Source organism: Pontibacter sp. 13R65 (assembly GCF_047525655.1).
Lineage (GTDB): Bacteria > Bacteroidota > Bacteroidia > Cytophagales > Hymenobacteraceae > Pontibacter.
In genome coordinates this window covers 15,502-39,817 of sequence record NZ_JBLIQL010000017.1, presented here as the reverse complement: position 1 = coordinate 39,817, position 24,316 = coordinate 15,502, and the positions used below count along the sequence as shown (strand labels likewise).

General features: G+C 49.0%; 10 protein-coding genes. 1 reads left to right on the top strand and 9 read right to left on the bottom strand.

Annotated elements, in window-relative coordinates; translation table 11 throughout:
• Positions 1-106 precede the first annotated feature (106 nt).
• The 9 genes from ACMA1I_RS17310 to ACMA1I_RS17270 all read right to left on the bottom strand — a co-directional run bounded on the left by ACMA1I_RS17310 (position 107) and on the right by ACMA1I_RS17270 (position 17,535).
• A complete protein-coding gene (locus ACMA1I_RS17310) occupies positions 107-1,333 on the bottom strand; it encodes an oligogalacturonate lyase family protein (RefSeq protein ID WP_337069678.1) in 1,227 nt (408 codons plus the stop codon).
• Positions 1,334-1,366: 33 nt separating this feature from the next.
• A complete protein-coding gene (locus tag ACMA1I_RS17305; protein ID WP_337069677.1) occupies positions 1,367-2,191 on the bottom strand; it encodes a polysaccharide deacetylase family protein in 825 nt (274 codons plus the stop codon).
• A gap of 545 nt (positions 2,192-2,736) precedes the next feature.
• Positions 2,737-4,242, bottom strand: a complete 1,506-nt coding sequence (locus ACMA1I_RS17300; protein ID WP_337069676.1) for a RagB/SusD family nutrient uptake outer membrane protein — start codon at positions 4,240-4,242, stop codon at positions 2,737-2,739.
• A gap of 21 nt (positions 4,243-4,263) precedes the next feature.
• A complete protein-coding gene (locus ACMA1I_RS17295) occupies positions 4,264-7,563 on the bottom strand; it encodes a TonB-dependent receptor (protein ID WP_337069675.1) in 3,300 nt (1,099 codons plus the stop codon).
• 420 nt (positions 7,564-7,983) lie between these two features.
• Entirely contained in the window at positions 7,984-9,945 is a 1,962-nt protein-coding gene (locus ACMA1I_RS17290) for a RagB/SusD family nutrient uptake outer membrane protein (RefSeq protein ID WP_337069674.1), read from the bottom strand.
• A 35-nt stretch (positions 9,946-9,980) separates the two neighbouring features.
• Positions 9,981-13,169: a TonB-dependent receptor gene (locus ACMA1I_RS17285; protein WP_337069673.1), complete on the bottom strand. Its 3,189-nt coding sequence runs from the start codon at positions 13,167-13,169 to the stop codon at positions 9,981-9,983.
• Positions 13,170-14,296: 1,127 nt separating this feature from the next.
• Positions 14,297-14,893: a hypothetical protein gene (locus tag ACMA1I_RS17280; RefSeq protein ID WP_337069672.1), complete on the bottom strand. Its 597-nt coding sequence runs from the start codon at positions 14,891-14,893 to the stop codon at positions 14,297-14,299.
• Positions 14,894-16,180 (bottom strand): hypothetical protein, encoded by a 1,287-nt coding sequence (locus tag ACMA1I_RS17275; RefSeq protein ID WP_337069671.1) that lies wholly within the window; start codon positions 16,178-16,180, stop codon positions 14,894-14,896. It abuts the gene before it with no gap.
• A gap of 335 nt (positions 16,181-16,515) precedes the next feature.
• Complete coding sequence (locus tag ACMA1I_RS17270; RefSeq protein ID WP_337069670.1) at positions 16,516-17,535, bottom strand: patatin-like phospholipase family protein; 1,020 nt, start codon at positions 17,533-17,535, stop codon at positions 16,516-16,518.
• Between the two features lie 239 nt (positions 17,536-17,774).
• On the opposite strand from ACMA1I_RS17270, the gene ACMA1I_RS17265 reads away from it, so the two are divergent.
• Complete coding sequence (locus tag ACMA1I_RS17265; protein WP_337069669.1) at positions 17,775-24,230, top strand: alpha-2-macroglobulin family protein; 6,456 nt, start codon at positions 17,775-17,777, stop codon at positions 24,228-24,230.
• The last annotated feature ends 86 nt before the right edge of the window (positions 24,231-24,316 follow it).

Genomic DNA, 24,316 nt, shown 5'->3' with positions numbered 1-24,316 from the left:
ACGGTCATCCCGAGCTTGCCGAGGGAACTATTAAGTACATAACGGTACAAAATAGATTCTTCGGCAATCGAGGGCCCCTACCCCCAGCTCGGAATGACCTAATGATTTACTTACTCTTTGCTATCTCAGCTGCATACACCTGGCTATCGCCTTCAAAATTTGCCCTGAAAATGATCCACTTGCCATCGGGGGAGAAGTGTACGTTGGGCTCGTGTTTGTAGAAGTGGTGCTTCATATTCACCAGCCGCTCCGACTTCAGCCTGTCGCCTTCGGGCCGGAAAAGATAAATCCACATGCCATCTTCTGCTTTGGCTACCTGACCGGGATCTCCGCCATCACCGGCGAACAGTTTTTGGTCGGGCGAGATGTTGAAGTGGATGGACCATTCGTTCCGGTCCATCTCGTATTGTTTTTCTTTGCCGGTGGCTACATCGGCTCCAGTGAGGTAGAACTTCTCGCCTTTTGGCACCTGCTGATCGAACCAGATGGTTTTGCCATCGCGGCTGAAGAATTCGTGACCTGCTATTTCTCCTTCTACAGTGCGTTTGTGCATATTTTTTACCTCGCCGGTTTTCATGTTGTAGGTCCAGATGCGGTCCACCTTGTGCCAGGGGCCTTCGTGGCAGAACATGAGCAGGTCTGGGTCGGTGGGGGAGAACTGAATGTGGCCGAGCCAGGTATTTTCGGAGTGAATTTCTTTCATCTCGCCGGTTTCTATATTTACTGTGAACAAAGTATGCGGGATTTTGGCTTCGAAGATGCGGTTAAAGTAATCGCTCTTTTCCGGGTATTGCCTGTAAATCTCGTCTTTCTCTGGCCCTGCAAAACTTCCGGCTAGCAATGTTTCATTCGCATTCAGGGTGGTGACTCCGGTTCTCATGCCTGCCGGGAACACATACACCAGCCGGGTTTTCTTTGTATCGAGGTGAGTGGCGAACACGCTGTCGTTGGTTTGGTAGATGACCTCTCTGCGTTTTGGCGCTACAATCTCACCAACTTTTTTAGACTTGCTGGTGGTGAGCTGCTCATTCTTCAGGGTTTTTAGGTTGACGGTGTAGAGTTGTTTGGTGCCGGAAGCATCGGTGTTGTAGAAAACCATTTTGTCGCCTTCGTTTTTGAGCTGCTTTACAAACGGGTTGTTATGGAAATAGAAGCTGGAGTTGCTGCCGGGGGCGCTGGAAAGGCGCATCAGCTTATGGCCAGTGTCTTTGTCAATCCATTGCTGGGGCATGGGTTTTTGTGCGCCTGTCTCCAGCTTTTGCTGGGCGGCGGCTGGCAGACTGATGCAAAAGAGCATGGCGGCTGCCGCTATGGTGGCGAATCTGTTCTTCATGAGCGGTATTGTTAGAAGTGATTTTTATTTTGATCAGGGTTTGTTCACCAGGTTCTTGTAATCTGGTTCTATCTGCTGGCGCGCCTGCTCCACGTTTAGGTAGCGCTGCAGGTCGCGGAGGGCCACTACTTTGTAGTTATTATCTTTCAGGTACTGCAGGTATTCTTCAAATAGTTCGGGTGGCGTGGTTACCCAGTCGTGCGCCACATCCGGCACACCGTGTATCGTGAAAACTACAATCTTTCCGCCTTTCGCTTCGCGGATCGCACCCATTACACGTGCTTTGTCGGTGGGGGTATTGCCGGTGGTACTGTAACTAGGGATCAGGTAAGGGTGGTCGGTGGTGGGGTTGTAGGGGCGACTGCCACCGGCACGGGCAAAGAGGTAGCCTCGTTCCTGCAGCGTTTCCAGGGCGCTGGGGTGGGTGCTGTAGCCGGGGTAGGCAAAGGTGGTTGGTTTTGGTATGCCAAGCTCTCTGCATTTGTCCTCGATGTACTGCAGCTCCTCGGCCTGCTTTTCCTTGGCCATTTTTGCAATGTGTGTATGGCTGCGGGTGTGGCTGGCAATTTCAAAGCCCATCTGGTGCAGTTGCTGTATCTGCTCCCAGCTCATGTACTTGGTTTTATCTTCAAAGTCGGGTGGAAATTCACAAATGAAGAAGGTGCCGCCAAAGCCATATTTTTTCAGGAGTGGCGCCACATAAGTAGCATGTGAGGCGGAAGCATCATCGAAAGTGAGTACCACCAGCTTATTAGGCACCTGTTTGCGCATCACCTGGGTGGAGGTGGTGCAGGAGCAGAGGGTTAAAATAGTTGCTGCAACCCAAAGTGTATAAAAGTATCGGAAAGGTTTTTTCATTTCTGAATAGCATCATGCTGGCCAACGTCAGCAGCAAAAGGTATTAATGTTTTATAAACAAACATTCGTAATTTTCAGGAGATGTCCATCCTGTGATATCCTGTAGCTTGATTTAAGTTTTTGGCGTTGCAGAGGCGAGGCTTAAAATCTGTAAAATTGGCTCCGCAAGGGCAGTTTGATTAGAATAATTTGTGCTGGACGCTAGCAAATCAAAAACTATGTATTGGGGCAGGAGACCAGGAAAAGAACACTTTTGGTAGGTGCTCTTAAAGACGCTCCACTGTTGGAGGAAGAAATTATTCTAATCAAACTGCCCTTCCGGAGGCATTTTATAGAGATAAGGCATAAGGCCTTTCAATTTTTTAAAGGTGATGTGGTATAAGCTTAACCTCCGTAGGACCACAAGTAGTCGTTTAATAGGTTCGGGAATATTTCCCATGGCAGATAGTGAATTTTACTTATTAAGAGCCAGGTACTAAAAAGAGGCTGCCCGATAAGTCGGAACAGCCTCTTTGAAATTATAAATCATTTATCATGGAGAACCATTAATAACCTTCGTTCTGCTGGTAGAGTCCTTCTTTTACAGTTAACTGGGTAAACGGAATCGGGTAAATCACAAAGTGGATGTCCATGTTGTTCTGCATTCTATTAAGCTCATCTTCAACCGGAAGCCACGCATCCATCACCTCTTTTACTTTGCCTGTTCGTACCAGGTCGTGCCAGCGCAAGCCTTCGCCTGCAAACTCGCGTCTTCGTTCGTCCAGGAGCATGTCGAGTGTAACATTTGCTGTTGGCGCTAAGCCGGCTCTGGCTCGCACCATGTTCACAATGTCATCTACCTCTTGCTGCGATCCTCCTGGAGCTCCCTGTAAAATGGCTTCGGCCTTCATCATCATTACATCTGTAAACCGGATCAGAGGAAAATTAATGGGCCAGTCGAAACGGTCCAGGATGGTGGCCGTTTCATCCAAGAACTTTCTGTAAAAACCCCGCGTCTCCACAAAGCCGTTCGGGTCTGTAAAACCTCGCTGAACCGTAACGGGCAGGCGTAAGTCATTTGGCTCGTAAGAGTTAATCAGGTTTTTAGATACCTCTCGCATTTCCACCGAGGATTGCGGCAAGGCAATGTTTCCTGATAGGGTGTTGAAATAGGAAGGTGTGCCCATGTAGCCGGGAAGCGTGGTGCCAAGGCCAATTTGACCACTCCTGAATTGGATGTCGAACACAATGTCGGGGTTGTTCTCGTTGTTGTAGGAAAATATGCTGGCGTAGTTGTTCACCCACATAAACGGACCATTGTTGATAACATCGTTGAGCAGCGTGAGTGCCTCCGAGTATTCGTTAACGCCTAAGCCAGGACCTTGTATGCCATAGGTAGGGCCGGAGCGGGTTAAATGTACCTTTGCCAGCATTGCTTTGGCTGCCCAGGAAGTAGCTCTACCACGGTTCGCCTGGCTATGGCTTGGCGGAAGCAGCTGTATCGCTGTGTTCAAGTCTGAAATAATCAAGGCATACACCTCCTCCACCGGACTTCTTGGTATTTCCAAGGCATCAGTAGGCGATACAGCCGTGTCGAATACAGGTACCTGCCCAAACCACCTTACCAGGTCGAAATAATAGAATGCCCTCAGAAACCTGGCTTCACCTTCGAATCGGTTTCGAATGGCTTCTTCCGGAACTACATTTGAATTGAGCCGGTCTAACACGTTGTTGGCTCGCATAATGCCATTAAAGTTGTTGTTCCAGGCTTCGGCAATCAGGTCGTTATTGGCAAGGTTTCTGGCAAAGTCGTTTATCGGGTCCCATGGTCTTACGCCGGTAGTGGAGGAGCCGTACACATTGTCTGACCTGGTTTCTGAAAGATCATAATATCGTTCCGGAACTGGCCGGAGCTGCCCGTAGACACCATTTATCGCCTGTTCAAAATCGGCGGTGTTTCGGTAGAAATTTGCGGCACTGGCATCTGATAACGGTACCTGGTCTAATTCATCATTGCAAGCCACCAGACTTACAGCCAATAAAGTGACTATAAATAGAGATATCTTTTTCATCGCGATCATTTTTTCCTGGTTTTAGAATGTAAGGTTTAAGCCAAGGATCATGGACTTAGCCAGTGGGAAAGCACCGTAGTCGTCGCCTACAATAGAGTTGTCGGCATTGTTGACGGCTTCCGGGTTAAAACCGCCAGCATATTTATCGGCACCAAACCAGTTCTCGGCACTAACATAGATGCGTGCCCCTTGCACCAATTTTTTGTTTGGGAATATAGAGCCCAGGTCGTAGCCCAGGGTAATGTTGCGGACTCTCCAGTAGTCAGAGGAGTACAGCCAGGAGTCACTTTTCAAGAATCCGAAGCTGGAGTTAGCTTTTCCGCGTTCTCCCGCACCCGGATCTTCCGGCGATCTCCAGCGGTCGCGGTGCAAACCCAGCGTGTTCTCTACCAGACCTTGCCCTGGTCTGTCCATGGCGCGGCCGAAGAGGGAGTAAAGCTGGCCACCGTTCTGCCCTTGTACCAGCACGCGCAGATCAAAACCTTTAAACGTGAAGGTGTTTGTAATTCCCCAAACATAATCTGGGTTTGGTTTGCCTACAATTACTCGGTCGTCGTCGTTAATTACACCATCGTCGTTGGCATCTACATACCGTGGGTCGCCTACAGTCTGGTTGCCAAAGCGGGCTACACCGTTATCTATATCTGCCTGCGTCAATATGCCATCTTGCTGCACCACGTAAATGCTCCACAGCGGCTGGCCTATCTGCAGCAGCCTGTGGGGCGTTCCCCAGCCACCGGCCTGAACAGGGGTGTTGTTAGGTCCGAGTTTCTTTACCTCATTTCTGTTGAAGCTCAGGTTTGCGTTAGTCGTCCATCCGAAGGCGCCGGTTGTATTTCGGGTGGTCAGTTCAAGTTCCCAACCCTGGTTGTAGACTTCGCCAATGTTTGTTAGCGTAGTTCCAAATCCGCTGGCAGTAGGTACCGGAATTCTGAGCAGGAGGTTGGAGTTTGTTCTGGTATAATAATCAAAAGAGGCGAAAATACGGTTCTCGAACATCCCAAGGTCAAAACCAACATCTATCGTGTTGGATTCTTCCCATCCTATATTTGGGTTGGGTGCATTCACTGGGGCAAATCCTGTGGCAAGGCCAGGTGCACTGCCGCCAAAGCTATAGCTGGCGGGGGTAAGCAAGGCAATATGATCGTAGTTGCCAATGGCGTTGTTACCTGAAATTCCCCAGCTGGCTCTTAGTTTAAAATCGTTTACGAAACCTACATTATCCATGAAGGCCTCTTCAGACACTCTCCAGCCAATAGAGGCAGAGGGGAATGAGCCCCATTTGGTGGCCGATCCGAACCTGGAGGAACCGTCGCGGCGGAAAGTGGCGCTGAACAGGTAGCGATCGGCGAAATTGTACTGCACCCTTCCGAAGTAAGACAACAAGGTGTGGCGGCTCTCATTGGTGAAGGTGCTGCCGACGTTAATGTTGTTGGCCGCGTTGAGCGTGCTGATATCGTCGGTAAGAAAACCACCTGCACTGCGGAGTTGGAAATTGTTGAGGTTCCCCATGTTATAGGAAGCACCTGCCAGTGCAGAGAAGTTATGGCGCTCGGCAAAAACTTTATCGTAAGATAGCGTGTTTTCGTTTACGAATGTCTGCCTGCGGTAGCCATCGAAACCACCGGAAGCCTGCCTGTTACCACGCTGGCCACTTACAAAAGAGGGCGAAAATGTTTTGCGGGTGGCATCGGAATGGTCGAGGTTCACGGTACTTCGGAACCTTAGGTTGTCGAGTATGCTGTACTCGCCAAACAAGGTAATCAGGGTTCTGAATATTTTGGTTTCACCAATGGAGTTTTCGATTACCCGCACCGGGCTGCTTCTGGATACGCCCCACTGGTAGGGCAGGTAATTGCCGGTGTTTACATCCAGGCCAACAGTATCTTCCACAACAGGGTTATAACCTACTGCAATGTGCATCTGCTGGTCTTTTCCTTCTACACCCGGGTCATTTGCAACCGAGAAGGAAGGGTTCAGGTTGATGCCGAATTTAAGTTTATTGTTGGCATTTACCTCCACATTGGCTCTTCCTGAGTAGCGTTCGTAGCCTACGCCGATTGCAACGCCTTCCTGTTTCAGGTAATCACCCGATACAAAGTAATTAACAGCCTCAGTGCCGCCGGAGGCACTTAACTGGTAGTTCTGTACGATGCCTTTCCTGAAGACCTCGTCCTGCCAATCGACAATTCGGAGGCCTGGGTAGCCAGGCTGTAACCAGCGCTCGTCGAGCATGAGGGTGTTGCTGAAACGGCCCAGTATAGCCGTTCTTTCGGCAGTGGTTTGGTTGGCGGTTCTTCCTGGGCCTGAATTTACCCAATTGTAGTTCACCATTTCAATGGCCCTGTCTATCCATTCGTCACCGCTCAGCACATCCAGTTTCTTGGCGGTTTCGTTCCAGCCGGCGTAGGTATTAAAGGTAATTCTGGGTTTCCCTGATCTGCCGGATTTTGTAGTAATAATCACCACACCATTTGCACCACGGGAACCATAGATAGCAGCCGCTGAGGCATCTTTCAACACCTGAATAGACTCGATGTCGTTGGGGTTGATGTTGTCGAGCGGGTTGCCCTGCCCAAAACCACCGGAAGCACTTTGTGAGGCGACATCCAGCGGAAAACCATCGATAACATAAAGTGGCTCGCTGCCTGCCGAGATGGAGCCGGAGCCCCGTACCTGGATGCTAAACCCTCTGCCCGGTACACCGCTGGTTTGCTGCACCCGCACCCCGGCCATCTGTCCAACCAGTGCCTGGTCGACCCGTGCAATTGGTCTTTCTTCTATGGCTTTGGCATCCAGGGTGGCAATAGCACCTGTTACATCAGCCCGTTTCTGGGTTCCATAACCTACCACCACTACTTCATCAAGGGCTTTGGAATCAGTTCGAAGCGTAATATTGATCGTGCTACGGTTTTTTACTGCGATCTCCTGTGAGAGGTAGCCTACATATGAAACCACTAATGTTGCATTACCATCAGGAACAGGAAGTGAATAGTTCCCATCAATATCTGTTACGGTCCCCTGAGTTGTTCCTTTAATTTGTATGCTTACACCTGGTAAGCCTTCATTTGTGTCGCTGGTAATTTTGCCGCTTACTGTTACTGCTTGTCTGGCAGTGGCTTCGGGGTGTGTTGCAAGGTTTTCTGAACTTACGTTTGTTAAGAGTGGGGCAACAGTCGAAGCTATTGGTGCTTGTATAAAATCAGCATGTTTATGGAGTGCAATAGAAGGGATGCTTTCTGCCTGGACGAGCTGCGTACCAAGCCCCAGCAGCGGAATAACCCAGGAAAAGCATCGGGTATAGTAGACCCTGTTTCTCATAATATTACAGTTAAAAATTAAACTTTTGACCACTATTAATTTACTTAAATTTTCTCAAATTAAGTAGATTTAATTTAGAATAGCATCCTGTAGTAGCCTGTAGGATTTCCTGCTGCAAGATATGGTTTATGGTATATTAGTAAATATATAATTGAATAAATGTGATTGTGGCAATAATATGATTTAAATGAAACATTTATTTAATTAAGTCGTAGCAGCTGCTTCTGTGATCAATGAACAGAATTTGTACTTTAATTATAGTTAATTTTTAGCGGCAGTATCCTGGAGATCCGTCTTGAAATTCAAATTTTTTAATTTTAAGTATTGAAAAATCATTTGCTACAGGTACAAAAGCAGAGGGCTCCTGTTTTAAATGAACCATTTAAAACAGGAGCCCTCTGCTTTGCTAATTAAGCTAAATTAATACCCTGGGTTTTGTTCTTGCTGCTTTTCTGTGGAAGTCAGGGCACTCCCGTTTTTCTGGATGGCATCTAAGTGAGACTGAGGGATAGGGCGAAGAAGGTGCCTTTCCTGAATATTAGGTGCTGCCCCTCTGTTAAAAGCTCTGGCTCGTGCCAACAGCGTTTTAGTTCTCGAAAGATCTTCCCAACGATAAAACTCTCCCATTAGCTCCCGTGATCGCTCATTCAGAATAAACGCCAAAGCCCGGTCGTACTCGCTGGCATAACCGAGTGTTCTGATGATGGCTTCGTCTTCGGCAGGCAGTTGAGAAAAGCTGGTGATAGTCAGGTCCGTTTTAGCGGTGGTTACCGGAATATTGTTTGATTCGTAGTAGGAGTTTGCCGGATAGAAGGAGTTCCTGGCGCCAAAGGTCGCAAAGCCTGTGGGATTAGTGGTTGCATTGTAAGCAGCCCCGCCATCGGTATAAGCTGCCCGATTTTCTCCTTCCTTATAGGTGCCACGTTCCCGAACCGTGTTAATATAGGTTAAGGCTTTGCCATAATCCCCCTGCCGAACTGCTAGTTCTGCAGCGGTCAGGTAGGTGTCGGCTAAGCGGGCCAGAATACCATCCCGATACCCGATCACATCATTCACGGCTTCCCGGGAACCATCGATAAACTTGTTCAGTGGCGCAAACCTATTCTGAAGGTTATCATTGTTCAGGTATTCGGTGCCTTGTGCATAAAGAGGAAAAACTGAAGGAATAACTTTGCCTGTTTTAGGATCCAGTACATTGCTGAGGCTACCGGTTGCATCAAAGCGGGTATCATTCGGGTTGTTAATGACATACATCACACTCAGGTCGCCGAGTTGGTAATTTGAACCGGCAGCAGGGTTGTTTACGGCATACTTGGTTTTGAAGCTCTTCCAGAAGCGGGAGTCGTTAACACGGTCGTACACATTGTAGGCATAGTAGTTGGTGCGAAGCCGCTGGTACTCCCGCCCGCCCGCAATATCGCGCGACATGTGTGGCAGGTTGAGGTACTGCGACAGATAAAATAAGTGCATTTGGTTGCCATAACTTCCCCTGGTCGACTGGTCGGACGTGAACTGTGCCGCTAAAAGAATTTCATTCAGGTTCTCGTTCTGTCCGTTTACGGCTGTATAGTTCCAAAGGTCAGCAAAATTAGGAGCCAACTGGCGTCTGCTAATTACTTCGTCAGCAAAGCGCAGGCCTTGCTCCAGATCGTTGGCTTTGGTGGCGCCATTCCAGCTGTCGTTAATTTCGCTGGCCCTGAACAGGTAGGCTTTTGCCAGAAAATGAGCCGCAGCATCTTTGGTGATTTTACCAGGAGCTGAAGCCGTAGCCGGTAAAAGGTTATAGGCATTGTTAAAGTCAGCAACGACCTGTTCCATCACAGCCTGGGCAGAGCTACGCTCAAACTCTCTTTCAACACTGGTGCTCGGTGTCAGCTTTAACGGCACACCGCTGTACTGGCGAACGAGCTTCAGGTAATTGAAGGCTCGGATAAAGTACGCCTCGCCCATATAAGTGTCTTTGGTTGTACCGGCCTGCAGGTGTGCCTCCGCATTCTGGAGCAGCAGGTTGGCCGAGTTAATACCAATGTACATGTTATCCCAAAGGGTCTGGGGCATTACCGTATTTATGTTTACGGCTGGTATAAGAGAGCTGAAGTTGCCGCCGTAATCGTTCCACATGGAATTAGAGGCATCGCCACCAACACGGAATTCGTCGGTGCCATAGTTGGTGGTGGCATAGCCCCACTCAGAAGCAAAATGGAAGCGCAGGTTGTAGTACATGCCCACTGCCAGGTCCTGTATGCCTTCTTCTGTGGTAAAGTATTCTGTGGTTCGCTGTGTCATCAGCTCCTCATCCAGAAAGTCTTTACAGGAAGAAACGGGGCTGAGCAATACCGACAGCGCCAGAATTCTGATATAAATTGATTTTCTATAGTTCATGATTTTTTCCCTTTGAATGATTTTATTGATCAACCTTAGAAGCCAATATTTAGCCCTACTACATATCCACGGTTCCAGGTAGAGAGACCAGTATCCATATCGAGCCAATCTATTTTAGAGTAGATGATGCCTGGGTTTCTGGCCTGCACATATACTTTCAGGTTATCGATCTTTATTTTGTCGGTAACTGATTTCGGCACTGTATAACCCAGGTTAATGTTTCGGATTTTTACAAATGACCCGCTTCTGTAGCCTAAAATGTTAGAATAAGGATCGCCACCAGCCACATTGTAAATCGGCTTCTGATACTCCGCATCTTTGTTGTTCTCGTTGTAATAGCTGATGCTGCGCTGCACGTAGCGGCCACCCTGCCATTCGCCTTCTGTATTAAAGGTGTAACCCAGGCGACCAAATAAAAACACAGCCAGATCAAAGTTTCTGAACGTGAAGTTATTGGTTAAGCCTACAGTCCAGCGGGGGCGGGTGTGCCCGATGATAACTCGGTCGTTGTTAGGGTTAATGATGTAATCGTTGTTCTGGTCGACAGGGCGCGACATACCAACCTGGAAGTTATGGCCATTTGCATTAAATCTTGCCATTTCTTCTTCATCGCCTTCACGCCATAAGCCATTAGAGGCATAGCCATATATTACACCGATCGGTTGGCCTATAAACCAGTTGTTCGAAATGTCGTCTTGTTTGCCATTGGCCAGGCTTACAATTTCATCCTTCTGCCAGCCAGCATTCAGACTGGTTTCCCAGGTAAATCCTCCGGCCTGCACGTTTACTGTATTCAAAGTAAGATCGATGCCTTTGTTCTTGGTTTCGCCAATGTTGGCATACGTGGTGGTATAACCAGTTAGAGACGGAATAGACATTTGCATGAGCAGATCGGAGGTGCGGGAGGTATACACATCTACTACACCGGAAATACGACTGTTCAACAAAGCAAAGTCAATACCCAAATTGTATTGGGTTGTTTTCTCCCAGCCAAGTGCAGGGTTAGCCAGGGGCAGGTTTCCGTCGGTGATCTGGTACTCCGATGGTACATAACCTGGAGTAGCACTGCTGCCATACGGGTAGAACAACGATACCACACCTCCCTGTGTCTGATAGGGGGCAATGGCTGAGTTGCCTGTTGTACCTACACCAAGACGAATCTTTAACTGGTTTACCATAGCTATGCCTTTCATCCAGTCTTCCTGGTCGAGGCGCCAGGCCAGAGCTGCCGATGGGAAAAAGGCCCATTTGTGGCCTTCTGCCAATTGTGAGGCTCCATCCCAGCGACCGGAAACCGTAAACAGGTATTTGTCTGCAAAGCCATAGTTTAAGCGGCCCATGTATGACATAAGCTGGCGCTCTGTCAGGTCGGAATCCCAGGCGTTCAGGTTGGGCACGTTCTCTGTGTTTAAGGCGTTCCATTTCTGGCTCGGCAACGGAATGCCTAAAGCCCGCATGTAAGAAGAGTTCTGATTCCATTTTGACGTTGTTTGCAGCAACGTGGCACCTAAGCTATGCTTGCCTACTGCCTTGTCGTAAAACAGGAGGTTGTCCAATGTCCAGGAAAAGTCGCTTTGGTTTTCAATAGAAGCATAGTTAGGAGAACCGAGCCGGTTTACAGATCTCTCATCTATAAAGATTCCGTTGGTATAGCTTCTGAAGTCAGGTCCAAAATTGGCCCGGTACCGCAGCCCAGGCATAATATTAACCTGTGCATACAAGCTGCCGATGGTGCGAAGCATTTTGCGTTCATTGTCAGTGTAATTCCACTCATCCACCACCGTCTTCACCAGATCGTCTCCACCCGGAAATGTAATTCTGTTGCCTTCTGCATCAAAAGGGACGGCATACGAAAAGTTGTTTCGGGCAGCCGCGTAAATACTACCCGGGCCAGAAACCTGACCGCCAGTAGTAGACTGACCGTACTGCTGAATGCTGTACGAGGCGTTGATGCTGGCTCCCATTTCAAACCAGTCGTACGGAATCAGGTCGACGCTTATTTTGGAGGAGTAGCGCTTAAAGTATTGCCCCTTCATGGTTCCCTGGTTGTCGAGGTAACCAAAAGAGCCGAAGGCTCTTACTTTATCGCTACCACCACTGGCGCTTAGGTTATGGATCTGGGTTACGGCCGTTTGGGTTACCATATCTTCCCACCTGGTAGTTTGCACCTGAGAACCATCCCAGGTGCCGGAGGCCCAGCCCCGCATAATGTTGTTCCAGGCAGCAGGATCGTTTGCTCCCAGAAAAATATTGAAATCGTTTTGCTGTGTAGGCTGGTCTCCTCGTGGGTAGCGAACCGGGTCGGAGTAGTGGTAGGCCCAGCGCCTCCATGTTAAATATTCATCGGCATCCATCATTTGGGTGCGGTCCTGAATGTTTTCTACTGTTGTGGAACCGGAGTAGCTCAGACTGGTTTTGCCAGCTTTGCCTCGTTTGGTCGTGATAATAATCACACCATTAGCGCCACGTGATCCGTAAATGGCCGTTGCAGAAGCATCTTTCAACACATCTATCGATTCTATGTCGAGCGGGTTTAGGGTTTCGATGCCGGAAGAAGACATTAGCGGAATGCCATCTACCACATAGAGGGGCGAATTACTGGCTGATAAGGACCGTACACCCCGGATGTTAATCTGGCCAATTTCACCAGGCCGTTCATTTGTGGTGATATCCACACCGGCTGCTTTGCCTTGCATGGCTTCTAAGGCGTTGGCAACTGGCCGCGATCGTATCTCTTCTTCACTAACATTTACTATAGCGCCAGTCACATCGCTCCTCTTTTGGGTACCGTAGCCAACCACTACTACCTCGTCCAGCACCTTGGAGTCGGCAGCGAGGGTAATGTTGAGGGTGGCTCGGTTGTTCAGCGCCACCTCCTGCGAAACAAAACCTATAAAAGAAAATACCAGAGTTGCATTTCCGTCAGGGGCAGTGAGGCTAAAACGACCCTCCATGTCGGTAGTGGTACCTGTAGTTGTTCCTTTTATCAATACGCTTACGCCTGGTAAACCTTCGCCAGCGTTATCTACCACACGGCCCGTTACAGTTATATCTACTGCAGCACGCTCAAAGTGAGCTGTAGCGGCGGCAGGGGCATTGGCCAATAAAACGACAGTGGGTACCGAAACGGACTCTCTGATGTCAGCTTTAACAGAGATGGATGTAATACCAAGCAAGGGTATGGCCCAGAATACATACTTGCCATAGTAGAAAGATTGTCTCATGTTTTTGATTTAACGAGTTAAGTTATTAGCATGTAAAACAGCAGTTGGAAATCGCGGGGAGCATAGCAGCTGCTTTTTAGCTGCAGCAGAAGCTCTGTAGAGGTTGGTCATATTAATTATCTTCAAAAGTTTGATTGCTTTAAAATGGTATTTGTTTTAGATAGAAATGTTTATTTTTAGAATCACGTGCTAACAAGACCTTTTGAGGGTGAAGCAGCACATGTGATTAGCTATAATTCTTTAAGTGAAAATTGGATTTACTAATGAACTAATGTTAGTTATAATTATGCTTTAGCATTTTCTATGTGCTCAGTAGCAGCTTGTGTTACCTTCACAAGCTTGCTAAAGAGAAAGCCTTCTATTACACCAGAAAATAAAATATAGCATACTACAGAGTCAGCTCGCGAAGTGAGTTGTATTTAAAATCGTTTGCTGGTAAAAGGTAAGGTATTGGTAATTGTGTTTTAATATGTAAGGGCTATGATTTTTTGCTGTTGGAAACAACCTTTTTTCTGCTACCTAACATACTGTTAATATTTTTTTTACCACGGCAGACAACCAATAAGCAAGGTTGTAAAGTTGTTTGTGTTCCTATAAGTAAGAAAGTCAGCCGTTATAATTAGGCCAGCTCTTCTTATTTCAAGGGGAAACAACCCTTTATAAACTTTGGTAATTGTGAATTTAACACTTCAAGTTAGAGGAACTATCCTGCCGTGACCTGTATCTTTTTAAGAAGGATTTAGAAGAGAAAAAGCTAAGAAGAACCTAGGTACTGCTTTTGCTAAATTATTATCAAAAATAACAGCAGGACAAACCTTAAAGCGGGTGTGAATTAAAGGTAACCTGGCTATTTGCAGTAGCTCCTTATAGTGCTAAGTTGGAGAGATTAACAGAAGTGTTGTGAAATAAGGCCTTAGGCCAAAGAGGGCGGAAACAGCTCTGGAAGGGCTTTTTGATTAGAATAATTGGACTGCTAGCAGGTTAAATGGCTCATCATTGCGTGCAGATGCTGATTCAGCGATTAAATTTAGCCAATCTTGTGCCTGACGTCCTGTGCCTAGTATTCTATTTTTGCCTCCGGAAGGCTATTTTTATTAGAAGAATTTAGCAAGCCAGGAGGAGGTATATTAAAACATAAAGCCTAGCCGGAGCGAAAGCCTTTTATAAGTAATGCGTTGATTTGTTCGAAGCCCCCAGCCAGTAATCGATTCAACTTCTACACGCTGCTGCTTATAGCCTGCGCTGAACAAAAATGCCGCTTTATTGCCGGTCTGCACACGGAAACCCAAAGCAGGATTCAGCATCCAACCGCCATCTGGCCGCTCTCCAAAAGCTTTTCCGCTTAAGAAAGAAGCGCCATAACCGGCATCCAGACTATAGATTGGGCTTACTCGTCTGTTGAGTACTTCACCTCTGATGCCAAGGGCAATGGGTGTAATAAGGATGTTGTCGTAAAAATCGAACCCGACAGTGCCGCCTATAGCAAACAGACGATGCGCCCGGTAGCCATTAAAAAGCTGCACACTGGGCGCAGCCATGTAGGTAGGCGGATTATTAAACTGGTTCTTAACTTTGCCATACAGGTATCCGAATTCCACGGAGCCCATGTACCCGGCTGTGTTTCGTGAGTCCTCAGCGGCGGCACCCGACTGGGCTAGCGCCGCTGAAGTAGAGAAAATAGATATCGAAAAAAACAGAAGCAGTAGGGCCGAAAAATCTTTCATTTAGATGGTCTTGCTGGCGAGGGGAATTTTGCTGAGTAACTTTATTTGGCTTACGTTGCTGTAGTCGTATTGGTAGAGGCCGTCTTTACCGATCATCAGCAGGCTGGTGCCCAATGGAATTACATCGTAGGCATCGTGCTCCTTAAAGTGTGCCAGCAGGCTTTCATTTACTTTCAGGTGATTTTTGATGTCAAACACTTTCAAGCCAAACTGACCTTCACAAAGAAAGAGCGTCGATTGATCTATGCCCAGGCCGTGTGGGTTTTGCATCGGGTAGGTCTTAATTAATTTCGGGCTGCGGGCATTGCTCACATCAATTACATCGAGCTGGTTTGTAAAGCCGGCGCAGCTGGTGCCTGAGCGTAAGGTAACCCAGGCCAGGTTGCCTTCTACCACCACCGGGTCGCAGCTGTTAACGTGTGCGTAGGTAGAGAGGTGCTGCGGCGAAGTGGGGTTGCTGTTGTCGTAAATGTGCATGCCCGTGGTAGAACCTATAAAGAGCTTGTCGTTGTAAGGAAAAATGGTTTCGATTCCCCAGCCCAGGTTTATTTTATTTCCAGCCTGTGGCTCCGCAGCATTGCTGATGTCGAACACCTGCATGTCGGTGAGGCTCACAGTGTAGAGGTGGTTACCTGCAATCGTAAAGCGCGCCATAGATCCTCCCTTGCCTGCACCTGAACCTACGGCCGATGAAAACTCTCTAAATTGGTTGCTGCCATCCAGCTGCGAAAACATCCAGGGGTTTCTTTGGATCCGGGTATTATAGTTCTCCACAGATTCGGTAATGGTTTTTTCCTCGTACCTGGCTACAAAAATCTTGGCAGTGTCATGCACCAGTTGGCCATAACTCGGGAAAATATTTTCTACCCGTTTCACCAGTTTTACATCCAAGGGGTTACTTATATCCAGCGCCACCAGGTCTATGTAGCTATCGGCATATAAAATGTTTCCTTTTACGGCCATATCCACACTACCCGGAATCTCCACAAAGCTGACAAACTGTGGCGAAGCAGGGTTAGCGTTGTTGATGATATGAATGCCTTTGTCTACTTCGTTTATGAACAGGTAATTTCCCTTCACATAGATTTTACCGGGTGTCTGCAGTCCGCGGGGTGTACTAACCTTTACAGCTTGTTTCAGGTCGGCGCGTAGCATCAATACAGGCTCCTGAACAGTGTAAGTAATGGTAGTTTCTACCTCATCGGTGCAGGAGGTCAGCAGCAAGAGCGGCAGAAAAAGCAACATCAAAAGGAACTGATGCGGGAGGAGTAAAGCTTTATTTTTCATATGCGCTGAATTAGAAGATTACAGTTTCATCTTGTCTATCTTCATGACCCAAATCTAAACTGAATGGTTGTAAGTACACCAAAAAATAGTTCAATATTTTATGTTATGGTCATAACCCTACCAGCTGTGTTACCTTTATAGCCCAGGCCTGATCGAAAAAAGCCTCAAAACCCTCTGGAAGGCTATTTTGATTAGAATAATTTGATTCCTAACTGTTAGCTTCGGGTAGTTTACCCGGCGAATGTGCCATTGCTTTTGCTTCTTAATTAATTCAACCGTTTAACATTCGGCCGGTTTTCTAATGTTAAAAACTCTTCGGGAATTGTTTCCTGTTGCTACTGGCCGCTTGTTTGGTGCAAAAAAGCAGCAGCACTTCGCCTGCCACTGCTGATAAGCGCATCTTTCTGCCCCTTCGAGAGCCGCTTTACCTTTGGGCCTATGCCTGTCGATGAAATAGAAACAGTTCGTTCCCAATCTGCCTCGGTGAGTTGGTGCCGGTTCAGGTTTTCTAATACCAGTGCGTAAAATGCGCCTATGTAATCGTTCAGGTTGTCGATGGGGTAAGGAGCAATTTCATGGGTAGTTTTGTCGTACTCAAGCTGCAGGTCAGAATCAATGCGGATGCCGAGCGTGTGCGGGTTGATGCTTCGTTGATTTGCTGCACCTGTTGCTACACTGTCGAATAGCTGAATAGGGAAGTTGCCAATAATGCCACCATCTACCACTATATCGTAACCAGCAAGGTCTTTTGGTTTGTCTATTACCTTTCCCACACTATCTATTACCACTGCCTCAAAGTACAGCGGCACCGACATAGAAATGCGTACGGCATCTTTAATCTTCATGTCGGGGTACGTTTCCCGTGAAAACACAAGCATTTTTTGCCTGTTCAGGCTGGTGCCGGTCACATACAACTCTTTGAAGCCCCGGTCGTGCAGCTGTCGGAAGGTGATATCTGCATCTCCTGTTTTAGCTGCTATTATTTTCTCCAGCCAGTTCAGGAATTTTTCGCCTTTGTACCAACCGTAGCGTTTATTTACCCTGCTGATGCCGCCAAAGAAAATGTACTGCCCATCGTTGAACTGCTGAAACTTCGTGTCGTAGATGATGCCGGTGATTTCCTCGGCATTGTAGCCCAGCGCCAGCGTTAACGAAACAATAGCACCCGCAGACGTGCCACCAACCTTCTCTACCTGCTCCAGCAGCCCTGCCTTTTCGAACTCCGAAATAAAACCGGTATACGCTACGCCTCTGATGCCCGCACCTTCAAACACTAGGTTCCGGTAGGAGGTGGTCTGGGCGAAGCTACAGGTCAGGGAGAGGAACAACAGGGGCAGCAACAGGAGCTTTGTCATAGGTTCTAATGTACAGATTTCGCCTCAATTTATTTCTTGCGCTGCAGGATTTAATAAAATGTGTTAGGGAGGAAGGACCTGCTATTTCTACTTTCATAATAAGGCTCCATCTGCTTATGCATTTTCCCTACCTGCTGCATCCTTAGATTACCAACTACTCAAATCGCACTAAATGAATATTAGTGAGCGTAAATATTATAAGTCTTCTATCTTTAACGTTATACCTTAAAGTTTACCCGATGCAATTACTCCGGCAGTTCCACCTGAAGCATATTTTCCTGGTGTTACTCTTAACCTTGGCACACATGGCTGCAGCTCAACAAAACAATAACTTCGACCGCCTTACATTCAAAATAGATTCGTTGGCGAACGAGGGCTTGCCAAAATCTGCCCTGGCCGAAGTGCAGAAGCTTGACCAACTTGCCCGGGAGCAGCAGCATGTGCCGCAACAGGTGCGGGCTACGATTTACCGCATCACGTTTATGTCGTACCTGGAGGAGGAAGCGCTGGAGAAGATCGTGAGCCAGCTGAAATCCGATGTGGCTATGGCGGCTTTTCCCGTGAAATCAGTGCTGCAGTCGCTCCTTGCCGATATGTATTGGAACTACTACCAGCAGAACCGCTACCGCATCAGCGAGCGCAGCAAATTGGAAAAACCCGATGCCGACTTCACCAACTGGGACCTGCACACGCTGGTGCAGGAGGTGGCACAGCAGCACCACCTGGCGCTGCAGGAGCAAAAGCAGCTGCAAAATACCAAAGTCGATGTGCTGGAGGGAGTGCTCGAAGGCGATTCAGCAAACCGCTACCTGCGGCCTACCCTCTACGACCTGCTGCTTCACCGTGCCCTCAATTTTTTCCTCACAGAAGAGGCTTCACTCTTAAAACCGAAAGAACCGTTCACACTCAACAACCCGGCCCTCTTCAGCGACAGCCGCACCTTCGCCAACCTGAAAATCCAAACCTCCGATACCGCCTCTATTCTGTACCAAGGCATACGGCTGTTGCAGCAGGCAACTGCGTTCCATTTGCAGCAGAACAACCAGGAGGCACTGGCCGACCTGGACCTGAAGCGGCTGGAACTGCTCTATAGAAAAGCGGTGGTACCCCAGAAGGAGCTGCTTTATGTGCAAAGTCTGCAGCAGGTGGCGCAGACCTTTACCGCCAAACCCATTAGTGCCGATGCGCTGGTGCAACTGGGCAAGTTCTACCAGCAGCAGGATAGCCTGACGGTTGCAATCGCCTACTTCAGAAAAGCCCAAAACGCTTTCCCTGAAAGCCTGGGTGGCCGAAATGCTGCCAACGCCATTAAAGAAATTACACAGAAAGACTTGTCGGCTGAATTTGAACATGCCGTAGCTCCTGGCAAAGCGGTGTTGGCTTCGGTGGCCTATAGAAATATACCCAATGCGGCTGCCACTCTTTATAAGCTGACCGAGAAGCAACTGGCGCAGCTTCAAAAGCTCCTCGAAAGTAGAATGACTCACTCCCGAACCGGCCAAACCACGGTGCCTACAAAAGAAGTATTAGCTTTTCTGCTGCAGCAGGTGCCGGAGCAAAACCACCGCTTCAGCCTTGCCGGCACCGAAGATTACCGGCAGCACCGCACCGAGTTCATGCTGAACCCACTGGTTAAGGGCCACTACGCCCTGCTACTGCAGGAGCCCCAATCAACAGATTCCTCGCTTTTTCAGCTCGGCACTTTTCAAGTAACAGAACTCTCGTATGTGTCGCGCCTAAATCCCGATGGTCAGGTAGAACTGCGGGTGCTGCACCGCAATACCGGTGAGCCAATGGCAGGTGTGGAGGTAAGAGCAGATTACCTGGACCGACGCCAGCAACAGCAGGAGCCCTCTTATGTAAACCTGGCCACTGTTGCCACTGACAAAGATGGCAAGGTCCTCTTCAGCAAGGGGAGAGATGTCTATAATTTCAGAATTAGGCTGAAGGCTGCAGGGGATACTTATACCGACGACAACAACAGCTTGTGGGGCACTACCCGGAGAGAAGAAAATAAGGACGAAGAAGAGGAGAAAACCATTCTGTTTACCGACCGGCAAATCTACCGCCCCGGCCAGACGATTTACTTTAAAGGGCTGCAGCTAAAGACGCTGAACGGCAAGAGCAGTCTGGTAGTGGGGGAAGAGATAGACGTGGAGCTTATAGATAGCAATTCCAAAACCATAGGAGAACTGGAGCTGAAAACAAATGAGTTTGGCACCTTCAGCGGCTCCTTTGTTATCCCACAAACTGTTCTTCCAGGAGAATTCTCTCTCGAAGCAGGCGATGGGGAGCTGACGGTGCAGGTGGAGGAGTATAAACGCCCTTCATTCGAGCTTACTTTCCTGCCCTTTACAGAAAACCCACGCCTCAATGATTCGGTTACCCTGAAAGGCGAAGTAAAAGCTTTCTCAGGTTACGGGCTTTCGCAGGCGCAGGTGAACTACACCATCACGCGCCGCCTTCATAACCCCTGGCCTCGCCCTATTCATGGCTACAGATCTTTTCCGAGGCAGCAACCAGTTATCATTCAAACCGGCACCGTTACCACCAGTACCAGCGGAGCCTTCGAGATAGCTTTTAAAGCCACTGCCAACGATGTAGCGCTGCAGGAGGGGCAGGTGTTTGAATACGAGCTACAGGCTGATGCCACCGATGCCAGCGGCGAAACACACCAGGCAACGGCAGCAGTAAAGGCAGGGAATAAGCCAATTTTGCTGGTGGCCGATTTACCGCAGCAGCTCTTTGTAAAAGGGCCACTGAAAGGCACTGTCAGCCTAACGAACTTAAACGATCAGCTACAGGCCGGAACGGTGCAGGTAAGCATGTTTAAACTGCAGCAGCCGGAGCAGGTGTACAAAAACCGCCTCTGGTCTGCCCCGGATCAGCCGCTGCTAACAGAGCAGGAGTATCGTCGCCACTTCCCGAGCTACGCCTACCCTGGTGCAGAGGATTGGCGCAAGTGGCCAAGGCAGGAGAATGTACACGAGCAGACCATCAGGACCAATCCAGACAAACCGACTGAACTGGTCCTGGAGCTGCCAAAGAACCAGCAGCCCGGCCTGTACTTGGTGCAGCTGCAGGCCCGCAACACGCAGGGCGATACCATATCCGGGAGCCACTTTTTCACCTTCGTGAAAGAGAAGAAAAACAAACCGATTAAAATGAATGATTGGGTAACGCCCCTCATAACAGCAGGCAAGGCCGGAGAAGAAGCCGGGTTCTTGGTGGGCACCGGCACCCCCGGCCGCATTTTAATGGAAGTGTACGAAGGTCCTGAAAAAGTACGGTCGGAGTGGGTGAAGACAAAAGAATACCAGGTGCTGAAGAAAGTGCCGATAAAGCCTGTGAAAGGCGGTGCGCAACGCGTGCAGTTCCTGCTGGTGCAGGACAACCGCAGCTACCACGCCAGCCATGAGTTGTCTGCGCTGGATAAGGAAGAACAGCTTCAAATAAAATTTACCACTTTCCGGAACATCCTGCAGCCGGGTGCAAAGGAGCAGTGGAACCTGCAGGTCAGCAGCGCCAACAACAAAAGAGCCGTGGCCGAAATGGTGGCAACCTTATATGATGCCTCGCTTAACATGTTTAGGCCGGACCAGAACTGGCTGGAAAGCTTCCGCGAGGGCTATGATTACCAGCCCATATACTTTAGCTGGAACAGCAATAACTTCGTAAACAGTCGCCACACCCGGCCACTGCAGCACCGCTACCACTATTTTGGGCAGGAGCAGCGGCAGTACGAATACCTGAACCTATTTGGCTACAACTACTATGGCGGCTATAACTATGGCTACCGCAACTATTTAAGGCAGGTGGAGGAGCGCCAAAAATCTGCTGCCCACGATAAACAACTGGAGGAGGTGTATAAAAAGAATGCTGCTCAGGTAAAGAGTGGCTATACCGTTAGCGGAAGAGTAATAAGCCAGCTGGATGGAGTCGCCTTGCCAGGTGTAGCTATTCAACTCAAAGGAACCCAGATCAGTACCACCAGCAACTCAAGAGGCTATTTTAAATTTAAAGTGCCGCCGGGAGGAGTGCTGCAGTTTTCCTTTATAGGCTTTGATGCGCAGGAAATACCTATTGAAAAAGCTGGTACTATTGAAGTGAAGCTGATGCCGGATAATAGTAGTCTGCAGGAAGTGGTTGTAATGGAATTTGGTCAGCAGAAGCGGAGTGATATGACTGGAGCAGTTACTACGGTACGGTTGCGAGGAACTTCCACAACTAATGTCGCTCATGCGGCAGATCAAGGCCTAGTAGGAGAAGCTTTGGCAGTGCAGGCAGCAGGCGTAGCTATTAGCGAGGCTGAGGAAGGCGCAGGAGCTGGAGCACCTCCTACAGCCTCTGCACCTGTTATTCGACGCAACTTTCAGGAGACAGCTTTCTTTTTTCCGCATCTGCGCACCGACAAGAAAGGCGATATAGTGCTGGAGTTTACAGTGCCCGATGCCTTAACCCGCTGGAAATTTAAAGGGCTGGCGCATACACAGGAACTGAAGCTGGGCTACCTGGAGCAGGAAGTGGTAACGCAGAAGCAACTGATGGTAAGCGCACACATGCCCCGCTTTTTCCGCGAAGGCGACAGCATTACCGTGACCGCCCGACTGGCCAACCTCACCAAACAGGAGCAGCAGGGAACGGTGCAGTTGCAGCTGTTTAATGCCCTTACCATGCAACCGGTGGCATTGCTGGTAAAGCCAGCGGAGGCGCAGCAGCCTTTTACCTTAGCACCCGAGACTAACCGAGCCATCACTTTCTCTTTAGCCATTCCGGCTGGCCTGGAAGCAATTACCTACCGCATCATCGCCGAAACCAGCCGTTTTAGTGATGGTGAAGAAAATACGCTGCCAGTGCTGCCCAACGCCATGTTGGTTACCGAGTCGATGCCGGTGCTAGTGCGACCGGGAGAGCAAAAGGCTTTGTCGTTTGAAAAATTAGTGAACACCAACAGCAGCACTTTACGGCACAAATCGCTGACGCTGGAATATACGCCCAATCCGGTCTGGTATGCGGTACAGGCGCTGCCTTACCTCATGGAGTTTCCTTATGATTGTGCCGAGCAGGTTTTTAGCCGTTACTTTGCCAACAGCCTGGCCGCGCATATTGTACAACAGCAACCTGTTATTCAGCAGCTGTTTGCCCAGTGGCAGCAGGAGGGAAGCGAGGCATTGCTCTCAAACCTGGAGAAGAATCCGGAACTGAAGGCGGTGCTGCTGGAGGAAACCCCCTGGCTCCGGAATGCCACCAGCGAAAAGGAGCAGAAGCAGCGTATCGCCCTGCTCTTCGACCTGAACAAGATGCAAAGTGAGCTGCAGGTAAACCTGGAGAAATTGGCAAGCATGCAGCTGCAGGATGGTAGCTTCCCGTGGTTCCGGGGCATTTACCCGGATCGTTTTATCACGCAGCACATTCTGGCCGGTATAGGGCAGCTGCATCAGCTGCAGGTAATTGAGGGGAAGGGTGAAAGTATTCAAAAAATCACCCACAGCACTATGCGGTACGTGGAACAGCAGCTGCTGGAAGATGAGCGAAGAAAGGAGAAGCCTAGAACACCTAAAACAAAAGAGCGGCTGAACCCGGTGCAGATTCATGCCTGGTATGCCCGCAGCTATTTCGCCAGCACTCCGCTCTCAGCTGAGCTGCAGCCACTCTGGAAGGCATACCAACAGCTGGCTGCCACTGAGTGGAAGTACCGAAGCATTTACGAACAAGGGCTTATTGGCCTGACGATGCAGCGGTTCGGGCAGCCCAAGGTGGCGCAGCAGATTATAAAATCGTTACTCGAAACCGTAACCCGCTCCGAGGAAATGGGCATGTATTGGCACCAGAACAAAGCCGGCTATTTCTGGCACCAGGCACCGGTAGAAACGCAGGTGCTGCTGATGGAGCTTTTTACCGAGGCCAACATGGCTGCTGCTGAGGTGGAGGAGATGAAGGTATGGCTACTGCAGCACAAGCGCAGCAACAACTGGCGCACTACCAAAGCCACTGCCGCCGCCTGCTATGCCTTGTTGCTGCGAGGCGAAAATTGGCTGGCTCCAGTGGCTGCTCCGCCTGCCATTAGCTTAGGTTCTCAACCTCTGACTACACTGAAACCCAGTTTAGCAGAAGAGGCAGGCACAGGTTATATTAAAACCAGCTGGGCAGGAGAAGAAGTAAAACCAGCCATGGGTAAGGTAGAAGTGGAGAGCAAAGGAAGCATCATTAGTTGGGGCGCGCTGCACTGGCAGTACCTGGAGCACCTCGACAAAATCAGGTCTTCGGAAACCAACATCAAATTAAGCCGCCGGTACTTTATCGAAAAGCAGACCGATGCTGGTAAAGTCTTAACTGCTGTAGATGCTGCCCATGTTCCTAAAGTAGGCGATGTGCTGAAGGTAGTGGTATACCTCAGCGCCGACCGTGAGTTTGAGTACGTGCATCTGAAAGACATGCGACCCGCGGGCACGGAACCGCTGGATGTGCTGTCGGAGTACAAGCATCAGGACGGGCTGTATTATTACCAGGCTACAAAAGACATAGCCACCAACTTTTTCCTGAACCGCCTGCCGAAAGGAAACTTTGTATTTGAGTATCGCCTGCGCGTAGCGCATGCTGGGGATTTCTCTACCGGCATCAGCAGCGTGCAAAGTATGTATGCCCCTGAATTTAATGCGCACTCAGAGGGGCAAAGGCTGCGGTATGAGAAGTAACAGCGTGAGACATAAGATGCAAGACTAATAATTCTTAATACTGTTTGGAGCCGTCCTGCGGGAAGACTTTAAAGAGCGAGGCAGGA

Bases quoted from the DNA above. Each gene is read 5' to 3' on its own strand.
- ACMA1I_RS17310 (WP_337069678.1), bottom strand. From the start codon at position 1,333: ATGAAGAACAGATTCGCCACCATAGCGGCAGCCGCCATGCTCTTTTGC.
- ACMA1I_RS17305 (WP_337069677.1), bottom strand. From the start codon at position 2,191: ATGAAAAAACCTTTCCGATACTTTTATACACTTTGGGTTGCAGCAACT.
- ACMA1I_RS17300 (WP_337069676.1), bottom strand. From the start codon at position 4,242: ATGAAAAAGATATCTCTATTTATAGTCACTTTATTGGCTGTAAGTCTG.
- ACMA1I_RS17295 (WP_337069675.1), bottom strand. From the start codon at position 7,563: ATGAGAAACAGGGTCTACTATACCCGATGCTTTTCCTGGGTTATTCCG.
- ACMA1I_RS17290 (WP_337069674.1), bottom strand. From the start codon at position 9,945: ATGAACTATAGAAAATCAATTTATATCAGAATTCTGGCGCTGTCGGTA.
- ACMA1I_RS17285 (WP_337069673.1), bottom strand. From the start codon at position 13,169: ATGAGACAATCTTTCTACTATGGCAAGTATGTATTCTGGGCCATACCC.
- ACMA1I_RS17280 (WP_337069672.1), bottom strand. From the start codon at position 14,893: ATGAAAGATTTTTCGGCCCTACTGCTTCTGTTTTTTTCGATATCTATT.
- ACMA1I_RS17275 (WP_337069671.1), bottom strand. From the start codon at position 16,180: ATGAAAAATAAAGCTTTACTCCTCCCGCATCAGTTCCTTTTGATGTTG.
- ACMA1I_RS17270 (WP_337069670.1), bottom strand. From the start codon at position 17,535: ATGACAAAGCTCCTGTTGCTGCCCCTGTTGTTCCTCTCCCTGACCTGT.
- ACMA1I_RS17265 (WP_337069669.1), top strand. From the start codon at position 17,775: ATGCAATTACTCCGGCAGTTCCACCTGAAGCATATTTTCCTGGTGTTA.